Genomic DNA, 18,498 nt, shown 5'->3' with positions numbered 1-18,498 from the left:
TCACGACACCACTGCGTCGAGTCCCATGTCGACGAGCGCTTGCGCACGCCGCGGTACGCGGAACGCCTCGTCGACGATCACGATGAACACCGGCGCCAACGCGACGACCACGACGGAGATCGTCAGCGACACCCCGGCGAAGGCCATCCACACCCCGGCGACGAGTAGGACAGCGGCCCCGATCGCGCACAGCAGCGAGACCGGGTCGAATCTCACCAGGTAGTCGTACATGCCGAGAACAGAGAGGCAGTAGATGCCCAGCGGCACCGCGACGCATGCCACGACGGCGCCCGCGCTGATCTTCGCTTCGTGCTCGGTCCACAGCGCTGCCACCTCGAGGCCCGCTCCGGTTGCCGCGGCAGACATGAAGATCACGGTGTGTCCGTAGCCCCACTGGAAGCACTTGCCCGGGTTGAGATGCAGCGCGTCGCCTACCGGGACGGTGAAATAGATCCACCACATCGCGAAGATCATGACCATCGCGGAGAGTCCGAAGACCGCCGACTCGGTCGTCCAGCCCTCCTCCTCGACCACCGCCTGCAAGATCGCGACGGTGCCGACGACACCCTCGCCGAGAGTGACGATGGTCAGCGCCGAATAACGCTCGGCGATGTGATGTGGGTGCCACGGCGTCGAAGTGAAGCGCGTCTCCGCCACGTACGGCCCGAGGTATTCGACGAACGCGCACGCCGCGATCGCGATGATCGTCGGCCACAGCGACAGATCGACGATCGCAACGATCACCCAGAGGACCTGCGCGATGAAGATCATCAAGGCATAGGTCAGGCAGGTCTTGCGGTAACGCGGACTCTGCGACGCCGCCCGCAGCCACTGCGTGACCAACCCCAGCCGCATGACCACGTACCCGATCACGACAACGCGGATGTCGACGTGCTCGTTGTTCTCGATCGAGGTGAACACCGGGGCGATTCCCAACGCGAGGATCGCGACACCGACCATCTGCACCAGCACCATGACGCGGAAGAACCAGTCGTCGGTGTCGAATGCCGAGGCGAACCAACTGAAGTTGATCCACGCCCAGATCGCGGCGAAGGTGCACAGCACGTATCCGAAGAAGGCGGTACGCCAGTGACCTTCCGCGAGGTAGTGGGCCACCTGCGTGCCTGCCACCGAGAAGATGACCACGAAGACGAGGTCGAAGAACAACTCGAGGTTGGTCGCCGAGCGTCGTTCCTCGTGCGGGTCTCTGCCCGTCATCCGACTCAGTCGATGTCCGATCGTCAATGCCACGATCAGAACCTTAACGTCGGAGGACGTCGACGTCAGGACACTCAAGCGAGACCGGAGCGATCGCAACACGTGGTTGTCGATTCGCTCTCGACTGTCGAGGTCCCGACGTCGACGCCGGGCGACTACTTCGGAGCTGTCAGGTCGTAGGTGATCACACCGTCGACCGTCTTTGCGGTGAAGTTCTGCTCCACCCACGTAGTGATCTGACTCGACGGCCTGCTGCTGTCCGAACCGCCACCGAATCCGCCACCGCCGAATCCACCGCCACCGATGAAGTAGTGGATCTTCTTTTGCTCCACCAGCTTCTGGAACTGTGCGAGCGTCGGCGAGGGATCGGTGCCGTTGAACCCGCCGATCGGCATCACCGAGTAGCCGGATTCGAGCTGGTAGCCCGACGCGGTGTTCGATCCGACAGCCGCTGCGACCCAGGTGTACTTCTCGGCGTCGGACTTCAACAGCGCGAGCATCTCGGCGCTGGGCTTCGACCCCATCAGCAGACCGCCACCGGGACCGCCCATTCCGCCACGCATCCCCGCGTACCCGGCGCCCGCAGCCATGCCGGGCGGCATGCCCATGCCCATGCCTTGGCCTTGGCCCTGGCCCTGGCCCTGGCCGCCCATACCCGGGCCGCCGAATCCGCCCTGGCCAGCCATGCCCTGGCCGCCTCCACGCTGTCCGCCGAATCCAGCTCCGCCACCGCGCATTCCGCCCGGTCCGCCGCGCATTCCGGGACCGAATCCGCCCTCGACGCGCGGTCCCGCACTGATGATAGAGCCCTGCTTGGCCGTGGTGATGGTGTCGACGGTGTACGCGAACGGGCCCGCGAGAGCGGCGATCACCGACATCGCGATCGCGAGCGCACCGACGTAGGCGCGCTGCGCGAACAACATCGCAGCACCCCCGACAATCCCGAGGAACAGCACCACGTAGCGCAGCCACGGCACGAAATCCGACGACCGCGCGAGCAGCGCGAAGCCCCAGATCGCCGCGATCCACACCGCAGCGGCGAGCACACACCGGACCCACACCTTGTCGCGCGCACGCCAGGCCACCGCGGCACCACCGGCGAGCACGGCGGCGACGGCCGGCGCGAGGGCAGCGGTGTAGTAGCTGTGGAAGATGCCCGCCATGAAGCTGAACACGGCCATCGTCACGAGCAGCCACAGCCCCCACACGACGAGGTAGGCGCGTCGTGTGTCGGTGCGCTTGGCCCGACCGATGATGATCAGCGCGGCGATACCGAGCACCAGCGCCGACGGAATCAGCCAGGCGATCTGACCGCCCTGCTCCGGCTGGAACATCCGCAGCAGGCCGGGCTGTCCCCACATGCCGCCGCGGCCACCGGGCGCGCCCGGTCCCGCGAAATCGGCACCCATCCCGCCCGGCCCCGCTGCCGAACCACCGTAGGAACCGCGCCCCATGCCCGGTCCGACGCTGCCGGTCTCGTTGCCACTGAGGCGGCCGAAACCGTTGTAGCCCAACGTCAGTTCCATGACCGAGTTGTTCTGCGATCCGCCGATCCACGGTCGCGACGACACCGGCCACAGCGCGACGGCGAGCAGCCACCAACCCGCGCTGACGATCATCGCTCCGAGTGCGGCGAAGCAGTGCGCGAGGCGTCGACCCCACCCGCCCGGACCGAATGCGAAGTAGGTGATCGCGAGTCCCGGCACGATCAGCATCACCTGCAACTGCTTGGTGAGGAATCCGAACCCGACGAACACGCCGACCAGGATCATCCACCGAAGCCGTCCTGTCTCAACGGCTTTCAGACATGCCCAGACCGCGGCGATCATCAACAGGATGAGCAACGCCTCGGGATTGTTGAAGCGGAACATCATTGCGGCGACCGGGGTGAGCGCCAACGTCGCACCGGCGAGAATGCCCGCCCAGTGCCCGAAGTACCTGCGCGTCATCCAGTAGAGCAACGCCACAGATGCCACGCCCATCAAGGCATTGGGCACCAGGATCGCCCACGAGTTCAATCCGAAGATCCGCACCGACAGCGCCGGAATCCACAGCGACGCAGGCGGTTTGTCGACGGTGATCGAGTTCGCCATGTCCGACGACCCGAAGAACCATGCCTTCCACGACTGTGACCCCGCCTGGATCGCCGCGGAGTAGAACGAGTTGGCCCACCCGTTCGCCGAGAGGTTCCAGAGGTTGATGATCGTCGTCGCGATCAATAGTGCGGCAAGCGATCCGCGCTCCCAGAGCGTCGTGCGTGCGGTCGAGCCGCCCGTGGTGTCGACAGGCGCGCGGCCCCGGGAGTCCGGGGCCGTCGCCGATTCTGCTGTGGTGGTCATCGTCTCGATTCTTGCTCGGTGAAGCGGCTGGCCCCGGTGTGTCTGACCTCAGTGTGACCGGCCTCGTGAATGCTGTGGGACGTCATTCCGCTACCTCGGCGGTGCGTCGCAGATGAGCACGGAACACCCACCGCAATCCGACGAAACGCGTCGCCGTGGCCACCAGATTGGCGACGATCAGCACGACGAGTTCGACGTGCTTCGACGCTTCCGGTGCGAAGGCATGCAGTCCCGCAAGTGCCCCCGCGGTGACCGCCCAGCCGAACAGGAAGACACCGAAGCCGAAGAGCTGGTGTTTGAGAGCATCTTCGCGGCCGTGCACGCCAAAGCTGAACTTGCGGTTGGCTGCGGTGTTGAGCACCGCGGTCACCGCGAGTGCCACGAAGTTGGAGACCTGCGCGCCGAGGATCGAGTGCAGGAGCAGGTAGAGCACCGCATACGCGGCCGTCGACGCCACCCCGACGACGCAGAATCGGACGAGCTGGCCGACCATGCCCGGCGGAACACCCGCGATGTCGGGACCGGCCGCGCGTTCACGGCCGACCGTCGAACGCAGCTCGACGATGGGCAGCCGACCACGCGCCAGCGCGTAGCCCACCCGGGCGCAGCCCTTGAGGTCGTCGACCGCCGTGGACACGATGTCGACGGTGCTGTTCGGATCGTCGACCCAATCGACCGGGATCTCGGCGATCCGCAGCCCGATGCGCTCACCGAGGACGAGTAGTTCGGTGTCGAAGAACCAGCCCGTGTCCTCGACGTAGGGCAATACCTGACGGGCAATGTCGGTGCGCATTGCCTTGAAGCCGCACTGGGCGTCGGAGAACTTGGCGCGCATCGTCGTACGAAGAATGAGATTGTATGAGCGCGAGATGAATTCGCGCTTCGTACCACGCACCACCCGTGAGCCGCGGGAGAGTCGGGAGCCGATCGCGATGTCGGAGTGCCCGGACTCCAGCGGCGCGATGAGCGGCATCAGCGCGTTGAGGTCGGTGGACAGATCAACGTCGCAGTAGGCGACGATCCGTGCGTCGCTGCGCGTCCACACCGCCTTGAGTGCCCGGCCGCGGCCCTTCTCGTCGAGGTGTACCACCCGGATGTCGCCGAGTTCGCCCGCGAGTTCCGCGGCGATCGCGACGGTGGCGTCGGTGCTCGCGTTGTCGGCAACGGTGATGCGCGCGGTGAACGGGACGTGTGTCCGCAGGTGGTCGTGGAGGCGGCGCAGGCACAAGGCGATGTCGGTCTCTTCGTTGTAGACCGGTACGACGATGTCGAGTACCGGAGCGGTGACCGATGTGTCGGCGACGATCGTCACGGGTGCCGCGGCCTGCGGGAGGGCTTCTGTCGTCATGAGTACAGATTCGGGTGCCAAACTGCAGCAACTCTGCGTCGAACCTGCCAGCTTCCTGTGAGCGTCTGGCCTGCGAAAAGGCCATCGTCGGTGGCCATCACTAGATTGGCGGGCATGACGGCAACACCGGTAGGACTGTCCGACGACGATCAGGCTGTCGCCGACGCGGTGATCACCAGCCTCGCGGGCGACGGCGCGCGCCTGCGCGACGACCAGCTCAGTGCGGTGGTCGGGTTGGTGGGGAGTTCGGGGAGCTCAGGGAGCTCAGGGAGCTCAGGGCCGCGTGTACTCGTGGTGCAGGCGACGGGGTGGGGAAAGTCGGCGGTGTACTGGACTGCGACGGCGATCCTGCGGTCTCATCGGCGGGGTCCGACGTTGATCGTGTCGCCGCTGTTGTCGCTGATGCGCGATCAGGTCTCGGCGGCCGAGCGTGCCGGACTGCGGGCGGCGACGCTCAACTCGTCGAACGTCGACGACTGGTCGGCGATCGAGTCGTCGTTGCGTTCCGGCGAACTCGACGTTCTGCTCGTCTCGCCGGAGCGTCTCGCCAATCCGGGATTCGGCAGGCGCGTGCTCGACGCGTTGTCGGGCGAATTGGGCCTGCTCGTCATCGACGAGGCGCACGCAATTTCCGATTGGGGTCACGATTTTCGGCCCGACTACCGCAGGGTCTCCGACGTCCTGCAGTCGCTCAATCCCCAGACTCCTGTTCTCGCAACCACGGCCACGGCGAACAGTCGGGTCACCGACGACGTCGCCGCGCAACTCAGCGCCGGCGGCGAGCAGTCCGAGACCTTGGTGCTGCGCGGTCCACTTGCTCGAAAGTCGTTGCACCTGAACGTGATCGATGGGCTGTCGCCGATCGGGCGGTACGCCTGGGTCGCACAGCACCTGCCGGAACTCCCCGGTTCGGGCATCGTGTACGTGCTCACCGTCGCTGACGCCGAACGCCTCGTCGACGCGATTCGCGCGATACACGGAGATTCGTTGGCCGTCGAGGCGTACACCGGGCAGCTCGACGCCGACCGCAGGCACCATCTCGAAGACGCCCTGCTGCGCAACGAGGTCAAGGCTCTCGTTGCGACATCTGCGCTCGGAATGGGTTACGACAAGCCAGATCTCGGCTTCGTGGTGCACGTCGGATCGCCGCCGTCGCCGGTGTCGTACTACCAGCAGGTCGGGCGTGCGGGCCGCGCACTCGACGACGCCGTCGTGATGCTGTTGGCGTCGGCCACCGACAACTCGGTGTGGGACTACTTCGCGACCGCCACCATCCCTGATCCGGTGAAGATGGAGTCGGTGCTCTCGGCATTGCGCGAGGCCGACGAGCCGATGTCGGTGCCCGCACTGGAGGCGGCGACCGGGCAGCGTCGAGGTCGAATCGAGTTGATGCTCAAGCAGCTTGCGGTCGACGGGGCCACAGAACGCGGGCCGGACGGATGGTCGGCGACGGGTACACCGTGGACGTTCGACGCCGCCCACTACGACGGGGTCGTCGCGGTGCGGCGTCGCGAAGCCGACATCATGCGCAGCTACATCGCAGGCCGACAATGTCTGATGCAGCTACTTACCGAATCGCTCGACGATCCGCAGGCGCAGCCGTGCGGGCGTTGTTCGGTGTGCACGGGAGCCCTGACCCCGCCGCTGACCGCCGACGTCGATCCCGCCGTCGTACGCACGATCACCGGCGACCTTCGACGTTCCGCGCAGATCCTCGAACCGCGAAAGATGTGGCCCGGTGGCGATTTCGGGCGTCGCGGCCGCATCGCCGCCGACCTCGCCGCTGAACCGGGAAGGGTATTGGCACACGCCGACGCCCCGGAGTGGACCGACCTCCTCAGTGCCGCTCGCGCCGACGATCAGCAGGCGCTGGCCGACCTCGGCGACGCTGCGGTGGCGACACTGTCGTCGTGGGTGCGGCAGTCGGGCATGCGCCCCGACATCATCATGTCGCTGCGCCTGACCGGCACAAACCTGGCCGATCAACTCGCCGAACACTTACGTGTCGTCGGCAAGCGGCCGGGCGGACATCTACCGGTGCGGCAGGGCAACCCGCCCGATCGCGACGCACCCGGCGCCGTCGAGGCCGCGTATTGGCGCGACCATCTGGGCGAGCCGCCGCCGGAGGTCGCGGGTCAGAACGTGCTGCTCGTCGTCGACGAGTCGCGGTCGGGGTGGGCGATCACGCTCGCCGCCGCCGCACTGCGCGAGCCAGGCGCCACCGCGGTCATGCCGCTGCTGATCCACCGGAGCGTCTGACCGCCCGAGCCGCTCGACGACTGGGCGCTCGAGACTGCCGACTGGGCGCTGCAGATCGTCGACTGGGCGCTCGAGACCGCCGACTGGGCGCTGCAGATCGTCGACTGGGCGCTCCAGCGCGCCGAGTGTGCGCTGCGACGCTCAGTCGGCGACGTACTCGCCGTAGCCGGTTGCCCGGAGCGCGGCGCGGATCTTCTCGGCGTCGGCGTCGAGTTCCTCAGGCGAGATGTCTTTCCGGGCCTTGCTGAGGTCGAACGTCTCCATGCTCTTGGCGGGGAAGACGTGCAGGTGCACGTGCGGTATCTCGAGTCCGGCGATGAGCAGACCCATGCGCGGAGCGTCGAACGCGGCTTTGACGGCACGGCCGACCTGCTGCGCGACGTCGGCGAGATGAGTGAACGATGCCGTGTCCATCTGCTCCCAGTGATCGACCTCCTTGCGCGGCACGACCAGGACGTGGCCCTCGGTCACCGGCTCGATGGTGAGGAATGCGACCGCCTGGCCGTCCTTCCACACGAATCGACCGGGCAGTTCTCCGTTGATGATCTTGGTGAATACCGATGCCATGAGGACATTCTATGGCGGTCGGGCGGCAATACTGCGGGTGTTGTGGGCAATCCCGGCGACGTTGTCGGCGATCGAGTCGTGTTGCCTGCGATCTTGTCGGTGGGCCGTGACATTCTTTTCCTGTGAGTCGTCGAGAGTTCACCGACGCCGCGCACCCGATGCAGTCCGCAACGCCGTCCGGGACGCGGCCGGTCGGTTCCGCAGAGGTGGTGGCACGCGCCCAGCGCTTCCCCCGGTTGCGGTACATGGGCTCCAAGTACCGGCTCCTCCCCCACCTCGAGCGGACGTTCGCCGAGATCGGCGGAACCACCGCGGTCGACGCGTTCTCCGGGTCCGGGGTCGTGTCATATCTACTCAAGGCGCAGGGGTTCTCCGTTGCGAGCAACGACTTCCTGAACTTTCCGAGCATCATCGCCCGCGCGACGGTCGCCAATTCGTCTGTGCGCCTCGAGCCCGAATTGATCGACGAGATCTGCGGCCCACCCCTCGACGACCGCGACTTCATCCGCAGCACGTTCGACGGCCTCTACTTCGACGCCGCCGACCGCGCCTTCCTCGATTCCGCGTGGTCACACATCGCGCGCCTGCGTGGGTACCGTCGCGACCTTGCCATCTCCGCCCTCGTCCTCTCGGCAGCACGAAAGCAGCCACGCGGCGTCTTCACGTTCACCGACGCCACCCGCTACGCCGACGGCCGGCGCGATCTGCGCATGTCGCTACGCGACCACTTCCGGCTGCGCGCGGCGTCGGAATACAACTCGACGGTCTTCAGCAACGGCCGCAAGCATCGCAGCAGTTGCGGTGACGTCTTCGACCTCGACGTCACACCGCTGTTCGACGCCGCTCCCGACCTCGTCTACCTCGACCCTCCCTACGCACCGCCCACCGACGACAACGACTACATCAAGCGCTACCACTTCCTCGAGGGCCTCTCGGTCTACTGGGAGGGCATGAGCATCATGGAGAACACCAAGACCAAGAAGTTGCCGAAGCGGTTCACCCCGTTCGCCTACAAACGGACCATCGACGACGCTCTGGTCCGCACGTTCGAGCACTTCGAGGACGCGGGTGCGATCGTGCTGTCCTATTCGTCGAACGCCTTGCCCGGCGCCGACCGCATCGTCGACCTGCTTGGCAAGGTCAAGCCGTCGGTCGAAGTCATCGCGATCGACCACAAGTACAGCTTCGGCACCCACGCCGCCGCGACCCGTCGCGACGTGAGCGAGTACCTGTTCATCGGCCGAGACTGAACATCGTTGAAATACACCATCTTTGAGACACACAGGGATCGACGACGATGAGTGACGCGGGAGAGTTCGACGACTACCTGTCGACGCTGGGCCGGCTGACAGCACACGTCGACCCGACAGCGTCGACCCCCGATGCGGAGAAGATCGTCGACGCCGTCGAGACACTGACCGAGGTACTCGACACCGACCTCACTGGGCTCGCCGTCTGGGCGCGCGATCACGCCGACGAGGACAGCATCCTGCGGCTGGCCGTCGGCCTCTCGCAAGAGAAGTTGCGCAACAACCTGCGGCACGAGTTCGGGACGTCGTCGTGGCAGAAAGTTGCGCGCACACAGCCATACGAGCTGGTCAGTTGGATGGACCGGGAGTTCGACCTTGTCCGAATGCTGCGAGTACAGATGGCACGGACGTACACGTTTGCCGACATCCTCGTCGCGCGGTCGGGAACGCGCGCAACGGCCACCCGCGCGGGAGCGTCGGGACGACACATCGAAGACGAGATCGAGGCCATCGCCCGCGATCTCGGACTCCCCTACGTGACCCGCTCCCGATTCTCCGGACGAGGCGGGCGCGACGCCCCTGCCGACCTCATCGTCGGGCACGAGGGAGCCGCCGACATCGTCGTCGCCGCAAAGGGTTTCGACTCGACCGGCAGCAAGCTGACCGACGCCGTGCGCGAGATCGAGGAGATGGCCGAAGTACGGCTTCCACGCCAGGTGGTCCTGGCCGTCATCGACGGAATCGGCTGGAAGTCGAGGCAGTCCGACCTCCGCCGCATCCACCAACTATGGGCCGACCGCCAGATCGACGGGATGTACACGCTCGCAACGCTCGACACGTTTCGCGACGACCTCGCCGAGTTCGCGCGGCTACACAGGCTGGTCTGACGCACAGTCGACGGTCTCGAGCGCCCAGTCGACCGTCTCGAGCGCCCACTCGACAGTCTCGAGCGCCCACTCGACAGTCTCGAGCGCCCAGTCGGCACGCTCGAGCGCCCAGTCGACGCGCGGCTCAGGCCGCGAGCCGGGGTAGGCGCACCCAGAAGCACGCGCCCTGGCCGGGTGTCGACTCGACCCCGACGCGACCGCCATGAGCCCCGACGAGAGCTGCCACGATCGAGAGGCCCAGTCCGCTGCCGCCGCCTTCGCCGCGGTAGCGCGACGAATCGCCGCGGTAGAAGCGCTCGAAGACGTGCTCGAGTTCACCGGCTTCGAGGCCCTGACCGGTGTCGGCAACGGTGATCACCACGTCGTCGACGGGCGCGCCATTGCCGTGGGTGCCTGCGCGGTCGACGGCGACTCCGACGGTGATCGACGCATCCTTCGGAGTGTGCACCACCGCGTTGTTCACCAGATTGCGGATCACCTGCATCAGGCGTGGTGAGTCGCCCAGGACCATCGGCGGCTCGTCGGACTCGCCGATCTCGAGCCGGATGCTCCGTTCGGGTGCCGCGACGCGCGCCGCCTGCACGGCGTCGGCGGCCAGCGACAACACGTCGACGGGCTCGGAGTTCAGCGGCCGGTGCGCGTCGAGACGCGCGAGCACCAGCAGATCCTCGACGAGCAGAGCCATCCGACCCGCCTCGTCGTCGATGCGTCGAAGTGCGTCGCCGGTGTCGGGGAGCGCGCCGCTGCGCGACAACTCAGCGAACCCCTTGATCGAGGTCAACGGAGTACGAAGTTCATGCGAGGCGTCGGCGACGAAACGTCGCATCTTCTCCTCGGATGCGCGCGCCTGCTCTTCGGAGGCCCTGGCCTGCTGCTCGGATGCGGCGGTCTTGGCGAACGCGTGCTGAATCTGGCCGAGCATGGTGTTCAGCGACGACGACAGGCTGCCGACCTCGGTGTTCGGCGCGGCAGGCGGTACACGCATGTTGAGGTTGCCCGCCGCGATCGCGTGCGCGGTCTCCTCGACGCGGCGCAACGGGCGCAGCGAGGAGCGGACGAGTAGATAGCTCAGCACCCCGATCACCAGAACGATCGCCGCACCGATCCCGAACTCGAGCCACTGCAGACGCGAGATGGTCTTGTTCACATCCGTCAGCGGGATCGCGACGATCGACTGCCCCTCGGGACTCGACCGCTTGATCACCCGCCACTGCGGCCCGTTGCCGTCCGCGGAATTCACCGTCACCGGGCCGTCATCGCCCTGGGGCAGAGCGGAGGTGGCGGGCTCGTCGTCGAAGTCATTGCTGGAGATCACCGTCCCGTTGGACAGGGTGTTCTCCACGAAGTACGGCGACGGCGGCCTGCGAGGCCCCGGCGGTGGGCCGGGCGAGTCGCTGACGTGGATCCGGGGCTTGGCCCAGGTGTCGACGGCCGAAACGAGACCCGCGTCCGTGCGCGACATCAGGTCACTCTTCATCGCCGACGTCACGGCGATCCCGGACACCAGAAGGCCGACGGCCATCAGCAGCACCGTCAACGCAACCAGCGAGATACGCAGTGGTACACCACGTTTCGCGCGACTGGCGACCGCGCCAGATAGTCCGCCCGCAGACTCGGCGTGCTGCGGAGCAGACCGTGCCGCTGCAGAGTGCGGCTGCGTTGCCACCATCAGGTACGCGGCTCTCGCATCACATATCCGACGCCGCGCAGCGTGTGGATGAGTGGCTTCTCGCCGAAGTCGAGTTTGCGACGCAGGTACGAGACATACGATTCGACGACGTTCACCTCGCCGCCGAAGTCGTAGTTCCACACATGGTCGAGGATACGAGGCTTCGACAGCACCGTGCCCGCGTTCACCATGAAGTAGCGGAGCAACGTGAACTCCGTCGGCGACAGCGAGACCAGCTTGCCCGCCTTCCAGACCTCGTGGGTCTCGTCGTCGAGTTCGATGTCGGCGAAGGTGACGCGCGACGCCTCTTTGGCCTGCGCGTCGAATCCGCTGCGGCGCAACAACACCTGCAACCGCGCGACCACTTCTTCGAGGCTGAACGGCTTGGTGACGTAGTCGTCGCCGCCGACCGTCAAGCCGTTGATCTTGTCCTCGACGCTGTCGCGGGCAGACAGGAACAGCGCGGGAGCGTCGACGCCGTCGGCGCGCAACCTGCGCAGCAGCCCGAATCCGTCCATGCCGGGCATCATCACGTCGAGGATGAGCACGTCGGGTTTGTAGGTTCGGCACCTGTCGATGGCCTCGGGGCCGCCCGCGGCGACCTCGACGTCGTATCCCTGAAACTTCAACGACACCGAGAGCAGCTCACGGATATTGGTCTCGTCGTCGACGACGAGCACTCGCGGCCCGGTTCCGGCGCCCCTGCTGATCAACTGGTGTGTTCCCTGACCCATCTCGTTCACAGATACACCTTCTCGCAGCATTCTGCCATCAGTCTGGAGACGAGCTGGCAGCTTCCTGTGAGCGTTGACCTGCACGTTCGGGAGCGTTCATTCTGCGACGCCGGGTCCCGAGCCTTGGGCCTACGCCTCTCCGTAGAGGCGCGCGATGTCGGCCGAGCTCGCCCACCCCGAGTATGTCGGACGCTGCGGCCAGCCGTCGGGCACGTCCTGCCACTCCTCCTGCCTGCCCCACGGCAGGATGTCGAGGAGCGAGAAGCTATGACCGAGTTGCTCGGTGCCGCGGCCGGCGGTGTGCCAGGTACGGAAGACCCGTTGCCCGTCGCGGAGGAAGACGTTGATGGCGAAGCCCTCGCCGGGTGCCGCGTCGACCTCGGTGCCGAAGGTCGTGCCCGCCGCCGAGTACCAATCCATCTGGTTGCCGACCCGCCGCTTGTAGTCCAGCGCCTCGCCGATCGGTCCGTTGGTGACGATCACGAAACGCGCGTCGTAGTTGTCCAGGAAGTCGAGCCGGGTGAACTGCGACGTGTACCCGGTGCAACCGCCACACTGCAACGCTGCTCCGTCGGTCCACATGTGGTTGTAGACGATCAACTGTGAGCGACCGTCGAAGATGTCCGAGAGCGCGATCGGGCCTTCCGGGCCGGTGAGCATGTGATCGGTGACCTCGACCATCGGCATTCGACGACGTTGCGCCGCAATCGCATCGAGTTCACGAGTTGCGGCCTTCTCACGGGCGCGCAGCTCGTCGAGTTCGCGACGCCAGGTATCTACGTCGACGACGGGTGGGAGTCCTTCAGACATTCAGTGCTCCTGTCCTTCGAGTTGAGCCGAGGAAGTCGGGCCGAGTTCAACCGAGAAGAAGTCCGGTCACAGAGACTGACCACAGTGGCCGGGAAAACTCATCGTCGCGCCGACACACGAACACGTTGCCCATGGATACGTACACAACTGTGACGTCAGCGGGGCGCCGAGACAATTATTGTCGTGGCCTCGCGCTGACGACCGAATTGTGTACGCAGTTTGTCGCGCTCGCGGCCTCCTCGCTGCGTTCACACCCCCGAGGACTCCATCGCCTCGATGCCGAGAAGCAGCGCCGACAATCCGAAGTCGCGAGCGGCGTCGGCGTTCTCGGCCGCCCCGGTCGCTTGTCCAGCGGCCGTACCGATACGGGATGCCAGCGGATAGCGTTCCTCGACACCGAGTTTCGCGAGCTGCGCGCCCTCCCGCTCCCACCAATGCTCGGGGGTCTCTTCTCGCCGCTCCGCAATCGCGTGATGCAGCGAACGAGCCGACGCACGAACGAAGTTCAGCACCAGTTGCAGCGCAGCATCTTTCGCCGCGTCGCTGAGCTCGAGAGATTCGACGGCGCCGAGTTCGCGCTCGTATTTGCCGAGGGTTCCCGGTCCGAGAATCGCGCGTTCGGACTCGACGTCGACCATCCACGGGTGGCGGTCGAACAGGCTCAGGTTGTCGGCTGCGACCTGCCGCAGGCGCGACTGCCACGTTCCGGTCAGCACCGAATGCGTCATGTCGGCACGACACTGGTCGACCATGAGCTCGACGAGCTGCTCACGATTGTCGACGTAGGAGTACAGCGACATCACCGGCGCTCCCAGCTCCTGCGCGATGTCGCGCAGGGTGAATCTCGACCCGATACGGTCGGCGACCGTGATCGCCGAGTCCACGACAGCGTCCGCCGTGAAGCGCGGCGGCCTCCCCTGCCGCGCGGGCAGCGGCACCACCTTGCGCCAGAGCAGTTCGATGGTGCTCACCAGTGCATCTCCCGTTCCTTGACTTTTCGTACACTATACGGATACTGGATCTCGTACCCCATACGAGAAAGGCCCACATGCCCATCACAGCCACCGCGATTTCCCTCAACGTGCCAGACCCACAGGCGTCGGCCGACTTCCTATCCCGCCACGTCGGATACACCGTCGCCATGCAGGCGGACGGCTTTATCTCACTCGCCGCACCGGACGATGCGCCGACGGGGACACCGAACGTCATCTTTCTCGAGACCGGCTTGGGAACCTTCAAACCCGCCCATCGTGCGGGGAGCGCGGGAGACGGGCTACTCCTCGCATTCGTGGTCGACGACGTCGACGGTGTCTTCCGCGCAGTGCGCGACGCGGGCGCACAGGTGGTGACCAAACCGGAGACCGAACCCTGGGGCGAGCGTTACTTCCAGATCGAGGATCCGAACGGCATCATCGTGCAGTTCGTCGAGTGGGTGTAGTTCGAGAGCAGCCACCCCGGTCGTAGTCAGCGGCCCATAGCTCTCATCGAGGCGCCCCACGCATGAACGGCGCCGGGTATGCGGGCCGCGGGTTCTCGTCGCCGAGCCATTCGGCCAACGTGTCCGCGCGCGATGTCAGTGCTCGAGTCGCGGCGCGGGGCAGTCGCTCGAACGAATGGATCTCCACCGATCCATCCGGCTGGCGCGACCAACCTCCGACGATCCGACCGTCCCACCACGCGGTTTGTCCGCCGTTGCCGTTCGAATCGAAGACGTGCTCGCCGTGCTCACCGAGGTAGAAGGCGCGTTGCTTGTGACCCATCGTCGTCGGGTCGAGCTCGGGGAGCAGCACCGCCTGCGGTTCCACGGCGCCGACTTCTTCGGTGTCGTCGGCGTGCACGTAGCCGACCGATCCGTCGTCGAGGTCGACCTCGACGACGTCGAGCTGCGCAAGTGCCGCTCGCACAGCGGTTTTGGTACTCCCGAGCCACCAGACGATATCGGTCTCGGTACCCGGTCCGAAGGCACGCAGCCACCTGTCGATCATTCTGACGTGGCCGGTCTCGATGTCGGGCGGATCGAGCGGTTCTTCGAGCCACTGCTCCATCCCGACCCACAGCGGCTTGGACCGATGCCAGGGACCGTCGTTGGGGCCGCGGACGATCTCGCCGGCTGCACTCATCATGTTCAGGACACGCGGTGCCATGGGAATCGTTCCGCCCCACGACTTTCCCGTGCCGATGGTCACTCGACCATCGAGTTCCGGTAGCGCCTTGCGCAATTGGGTCGTGCTGCGTGGAACACCGTCGGAGACCAGGTGCGCAACCGCCGCCCGCGCCGTGTCGATCCAGCCGTCGGGATCGGGAAAGTCGCTGCTGCGCCGCAGGTCTCGCAGCATGTTGGTCCGCTCCGACGCGGTGACGCGCGGACCGACAGCGCCGACGGCGTCGCGCAGGGTCTCCCTCGGCAAGACAAACATGGTGCGGCGCATGGCAAGTTGTCGGACCAGGCTGCGGTCGTCGTAGAGTGCGGCGTCGAGGTCGGCGGGCACGAAGCCCGGCATCCGAGCCCACGTCGACAGATAGACCGTCGACCACGTGGTCGCGTGCAGCCCGACCATCGACTGCGCGACGTCGACGGGCGTCGCGGCCGAGAAATCTTCGGCAAGTCGGTGCCTGCGCATCAGGCGAGCGCGACGCTGGGCGTCGGAGATGTGCGGCCGGAGCGCAGAGCTCATCGAGCCGCGATCACGCGGGAAGTGCAGCGACAGCGTCGATTTCGACGACCTGCTCGTCGTACGGCAGCACCGTGACGCCCACCATCATGGCCGGCGGCACCGACTCACCGAGTTCTGCGACGACCGCGTCCCACGCGACGGCGAGGTCGGCTTGGAGATGCTCGGCGACATAGATCGTCAACTTGGCGAGATCGGCCGTTGTCGCGCCGCGCTCGGCCAGCAGTGCCGACAGGTTCTCCAGACACCGGCGAGTCTGCCCGACGACATCGTTGGCCGCGACGACGACGCCCTCTTCGTCGAGCGGCGAGATTCCCGCGGTGAACAGCAGCGGCCCCGCGCTCACTGTCGCGCTGTAGGGGAATCCGCCGTTGTGGAGCACCGACGAGCCGTTGAGCGTGATTCGGGTCATGCCACGATCGTATGCCCCTCGCTGATCGAGCGCCCCACCGCTGATCGAGCCCCACCGCTGATCGAGCTTGTCGAGATCACCCCAGGCGAGACCTCAGCTCTTCAGCCGCGCGTCGAGCCAGTCGATCGTCTGCATCCCGAAGAGGTCGGTGCCCCAGCCGTACATGTTGGTCAAGAAGTGCAGCATGCTGCAGTCCGTCGGCTGGTAGTCGACGCGGGTGCCGCCCGCGCGATAGGTCGCGGCGAGCTTGCGCGAATCCGCGGCAGGCACCAGCGACATCGGCGAGTCGTCCTTGGCGCACGAGGCGATCAGCACCGGCGACTTCGGCGACTTCGTGCCGAGTAGGTTGTCGCGGTAGACGTGCTGGAACTCGGGGATGTCGGCGGGACTCTTGCCGCCCTTGAACAGCGTGCGCAGCGGCACGAACGGCGTGCCGAAGTAGGCGGGCGTCTGACACTGCGTGCGGAACACATCGGCGAGCGCCTTGCCCGCGGGCGTCAGCTTGTCGTCGATCTTCATCTCCGGGTACCGCGGCTCGAGCCCGAGCAGCGTCGCAAACGCGAAGCCCGAACCGACCGAGCCGTCGGAGGTACGGATGAAGTTGCGCTGGTTGACCACCATGCCCTCGAGCACGGTGCCCTTGATGTTCAACTCGGGCGCGTAAGCCGCGGCCTTCTCGGCGCCGAATGCAGCCCCGACGCCGCCCCCGGCGATCCCGAAGATCGCCTTGGGAGCGCTCTTCGACAGTCCCGCCGGTCGATGGGCGAGCGCTGCGCGCATGCCGTCGAGCAGAGCGTTTCCACCGAACTTGCCCGCAAAGACGCCATGCGGCTTGGGGTCGCCGTCGTTGCCGACGTCGCTGATCATCACCGCATAGCCCTTGCCGAACATCTGCGCGAGCGGTCCGAGCGCCGACCACGACGCACCGTCGAGCGGATCGGCTCCGGTCCACATCGACGACGGGTGGCAGTACGCCCCGACGCTGTCGTTGGCGAATTGATAGCCGACGAGTGGCCGGGTCGCGTTGTCGCGACCATCGACCGGCACCATCAGGATTCCCGTGCTGATCTCGGGTTCGTCGTGCAGTCCGCGCGTGACGTACATCAACTTGTAGGCGTCGAGGTTGCCAGGGCGGAATCCGGTGAACTGGACGTCGACCTTCTTGGCCTTGAGCACGGTGCCCGGCTTCTCGTCGCCACGCAGACGCGGCTCGGCGTAGAACGGGTCGCCGGAAGTGAGTGGCTTGATCACCTCGTCGGGACTCGCCAGCCTGCCGTTGGTGAACGTGCCGACGACGTAGCCGTTGAAGATCTCATCGAGTCCCGGTGTGCGATTGGGTGGTGCGGCGTGGGCGGCGGGTGCCGACAGCACCGCTGCCGCAAGCGCTGCGACGGCGAGAACCACGCCGAGTGCGCCGCGTCGTCGGTTGCCGCGCAACACCTTTGGTGTGTGACTCACTGGTAGCTCACCTTCGTCGTCTCCAGGGCGGACTGCAGCATCGGCGCGATGTTCCACATCGGCCGGTGGCTCTCCAACTGCTGGTCATACGGTTTGCGCAGCGTCGCGGAGAGCTCCGGCCAGTGATTGTTGACCTGCAGCTTGTACTTGGGCAGCAGCTGATCGGTGATGTATGCCCACCGTTCGGGGAAGACCGACCAGTTCCAATCCGGCAGCGGCACAGTCAATGTCGCCGGACGCCCGTTCGGCGCGGTGCCGTGGATCTCGATCGAGCGGAACGAGCGCGGCGCGACAACGCCTGCCACAGAAGGCGATCCGGCAACGGTGCTCGCATACGTCATCGCCTCGCCGACGTCGCCCTTGTACGCACGCGTCGCGTCCCACTGATCCTTGATGACCTCGCCCTGCTCGCGACGCAGCAGTCGCGCGTTGCCTGCGGCGATCGCGTCGGGTTGCTTGGACGCGATCTGCTGCCAGGCACGCAGGATCTCGGCGTCGAACAGGCCGGCCCGATGCATCTCGTCGAGAGCGGGCAGCCCGCCGACGACGTAGGCGCGGTGCATCGGCATGAGGTCGGAGAAGATGTTCTTCTGCATCACCAGGATGTCGCCCTGGATCTTGCGCAGGTCGTCTGCGGAGATGGTCGCTCCGACACGTGCCAGCGCACGCAGGCCGCGGGGCAGTTTGTCGACGAAGACCGGGCCGAGGGTCGTATTGGTCTGTCCGACAATCGCGTTGGCGATCGGCTGCAGACGGGCGAAGTCGTAGATGTTGGTCGCGAGTTCGAAGTCGAGGAGTCCGCCACCGAAGTCGGCGCCGACGAGCCCACCCATGCCCTGTCTCGTATACACATCTGACGCTGCCGACGATCGCAT

The 18,498-nt window shown here is 66.2% G+C and carries 16 protein-coding genes; 4 read left to right on the top strand and 12 right to left on the bottom strand.

Translation table 11 applies throughout. The features are described from left to right. The 3 genes from A5785_RS20400 to A5785_RS20390 form a co-directional block, all read right to left on the bottom strand. Positions 1-1,218: a low temperature requirement protein A gene (locus A5785_RS20400; RefSeq protein WP_049698029.1), complete on the bottom strand. Its 1,218-nt coding sequence runs from the start codon at positions 1,216-1,218 to the stop codon at positions 1-3. 155 nt (positions 1,219-1,373) lie between these two features. Further along, positions 1,374-3,557, bottom strand: coding sequence for an ArnT family glycosyltransferase (locus tag A5785_RS20395; RefSeq protein WP_064868863.1), 2,184 nt, complete (start codon positions 3,555-3,557; stop codon positions 1,374-1,376). Positions 3,558-3,639: 82 nt separating this feature from the next. Then, positions 3,640-4,905, bottom strand: a complete 1,266-nt coding sequence (locus A5785_RS20390) for a bifunctional glycosyltransferase family 2/GtrA family protein (protein WP_064869018.1) — start codon at positions 4,903-4,905, stop codon at positions 3,640-3,642. A gap of 114 nt (positions 4,906-5,019) precedes the next feature. Between A5785_RS20390 and A5785_RS20385 the strand changes: the two genes are divergently transcribed. Further along, positions 5,020-7,164: a RecQ family ATP-dependent DNA helicase gene (locus A5785_RS20385; protein WP_064868860.1), complete on the top strand. Its 2,145-nt coding sequence runs from the start codon at positions 5,020-5,022 to the stop codon at positions 7,162-7,164. 141 nt (positions 7,165-7,305) lie between these two features. Here A5785_RS20385 and A5785_RS20380 read toward each other — a convergent pair whose 3' ends face one another. Continuing rightward, positions 7,306-7,731 carry an HIT family protein gene (locus A5785_RS20380; RefSeq protein WP_064868857.1) on the bottom strand — a complete coding sequence of 142 codons (426 nt, stop codon included), beginning with the start codon at positions 7,729-7,731 and terminating at the stop codon, positions 7,306-7,308. 122 nt (positions 7,732-7,853) lie between these two features. Between A5785_RS20380 and A5785_RS20375 the strand changes: the two genes are divergently transcribed. Both A5785_RS20375 and A5785_RS20370 read left to right on the top strand, forming a co-directional pair. Next, positions 7,854-8,981 (top strand): DNA adenine methylase, encoded by a 1,128-nt coding sequence (locus A5785_RS20375; protein WP_231894121.1) that lies wholly within the window; start codon positions 7,854-7,856, stop codon positions 8,979-8,981. A 47-nt stretch (positions 8,982-9,028) separates the two neighbouring features. Next, positions 9,029-9,868, top strand: a complete 840-nt coding sequence (locus A5785_RS20370) for a hypothetical protein (RefSeq protein WP_005207421.1) — start codon at positions 9,029-9,031, stop codon at positions 9,866-9,868. 124 nt (positions 9,869-9,992) lie between these two features. Here the strand turns inward: A5785_RS20370 and A5785_RS20360 are convergent, their stop codons facing one another. The 4 genes from A5785_RS20360 to A5785_RS20345 all read right to left on the bottom strand — a co-directional run bounded on the left by A5785_RS20360 (position 9,993) and on the right by A5785_RS20345 (position 14,052). Next, positions 9,993-11,537, bottom strand: a complete 1,545-nt coding sequence (locus tag A5785_RS20360) for a sensor histidine kinase (RefSeq protein ID WP_064868850.1) — start codon at positions 11,535-11,537, stop codon at positions 9,993-9,995. Further along, positions 11,537-12,298, bottom strand: coding sequence for a response regulator transcription factor (locus A5785_RS20355; protein ID WP_414652014.1), 762 nt, complete (start codon positions 12,296-12,298; stop codon positions 11,537-11,539). Before A5785_RS20355 ends, A5785_RS20360 begins: the two co-directional genes overlap by 1 nt. Before the next feature lie 102 nt (positions 12,299-12,400). After that, positions 12,401-13,081 carry a DUF899 family protein gene (locus A5785_RS20350; RefSeq protein ID WP_064868847.1) on the bottom strand — a complete coding sequence of 227 codons (681 nt, stop codon included), beginning with the start codon at positions 13,079-13,081 and terminating at the stop codon, positions 12,401-12,403. A 248-nt stretch (positions 13,082-13,329) separates the two neighbouring features. Next, positions 13,330-14,052 (bottom strand): TetR/AcrR family transcriptional regulator, encoded by a 723-nt coding sequence (locus A5785_RS20345; protein WP_064868844.1) that lies wholly within the window; start codon positions 14,050-14,052, stop codon positions 13,330-13,332. Positions 14,053-14,129: 77 nt separating this feature from the next. Between A5785_RS20345 and A5785_RS20340 the strand changes: the two genes are divergently transcribed. Next, on the top strand, positions 14,130-14,519 hold the full coding sequence (locus A5785_RS20340; RefSeq protein WP_064868841.1) for a VOC family protein: 390 nt from the start codon (positions 14,130-14,132) through the stop codon (positions 14,517-14,519). Between the two features lie 43 nt (positions 14,520-14,562). On the opposite strand, the gene A5785_RS20335 is transcribed toward A5785_RS20340, so the two are convergent. The 4 genes from A5785_RS20335 to A5785_RS20320 all read right to left on the bottom strand — a co-directional run. Next, the gene (locus tag A5785_RS20335; protein ID WP_064868839.1) at positions 14,563-15,756 is read right to left on the bottom strand and encodes a winged helix DNA-binding domain-containing protein; all 1,194 of its coding nucleotides are present in this window, start codon (positions 15,754-15,756) and stop codon (positions 14,563-14,565) included. Between the two features lie 10 nt (positions 15,757-15,766). Continuing rightward, positions 15,767-16,165 carry a RidA family protein gene (locus tag A5785_RS20330; RefSeq protein ID WP_064868836.1) on the bottom strand — a complete coding sequence of 133 codons (399 nt, stop codon included), beginning with the start codon at positions 16,163-16,165 and terminating at the stop codon, positions 15,767-15,769. A 93-nt stretch (positions 16,166-16,258) separates the two neighbouring features. Further along, positions 16,259-17,623, bottom strand: coding sequence for a lipase family protein (locus A5785_RS20325; RefSeq protein ID WP_064868833.1), 1,365 nt, complete (start codon positions 17,621-17,623; stop codon positions 16,259-16,261). Continuing rightward, positions 17,620-18,498 (bottom strand): hypothetical protein (locus tag A5785_RS20320; protein WP_064868830.1); only part of this gene is annotated, 879 nt, incomplete at its 5' end. The genes A5785_RS20320 and A5785_RS20325, both read right to left, overlap by 4 nt.

The organism is Gordonia sp. 852002-50395_SCH5434458, from assembly GCF_001665905.1.
GTDB lineage: Bacteria > Actinomycetota > Actinomycetes > Mycobacteriales > Mycobacteriaceae > Gordonia > Gordonia jacobaea.
This window is presented reverse-complemented; position numbering and strand designations above follow the sequence as displayed.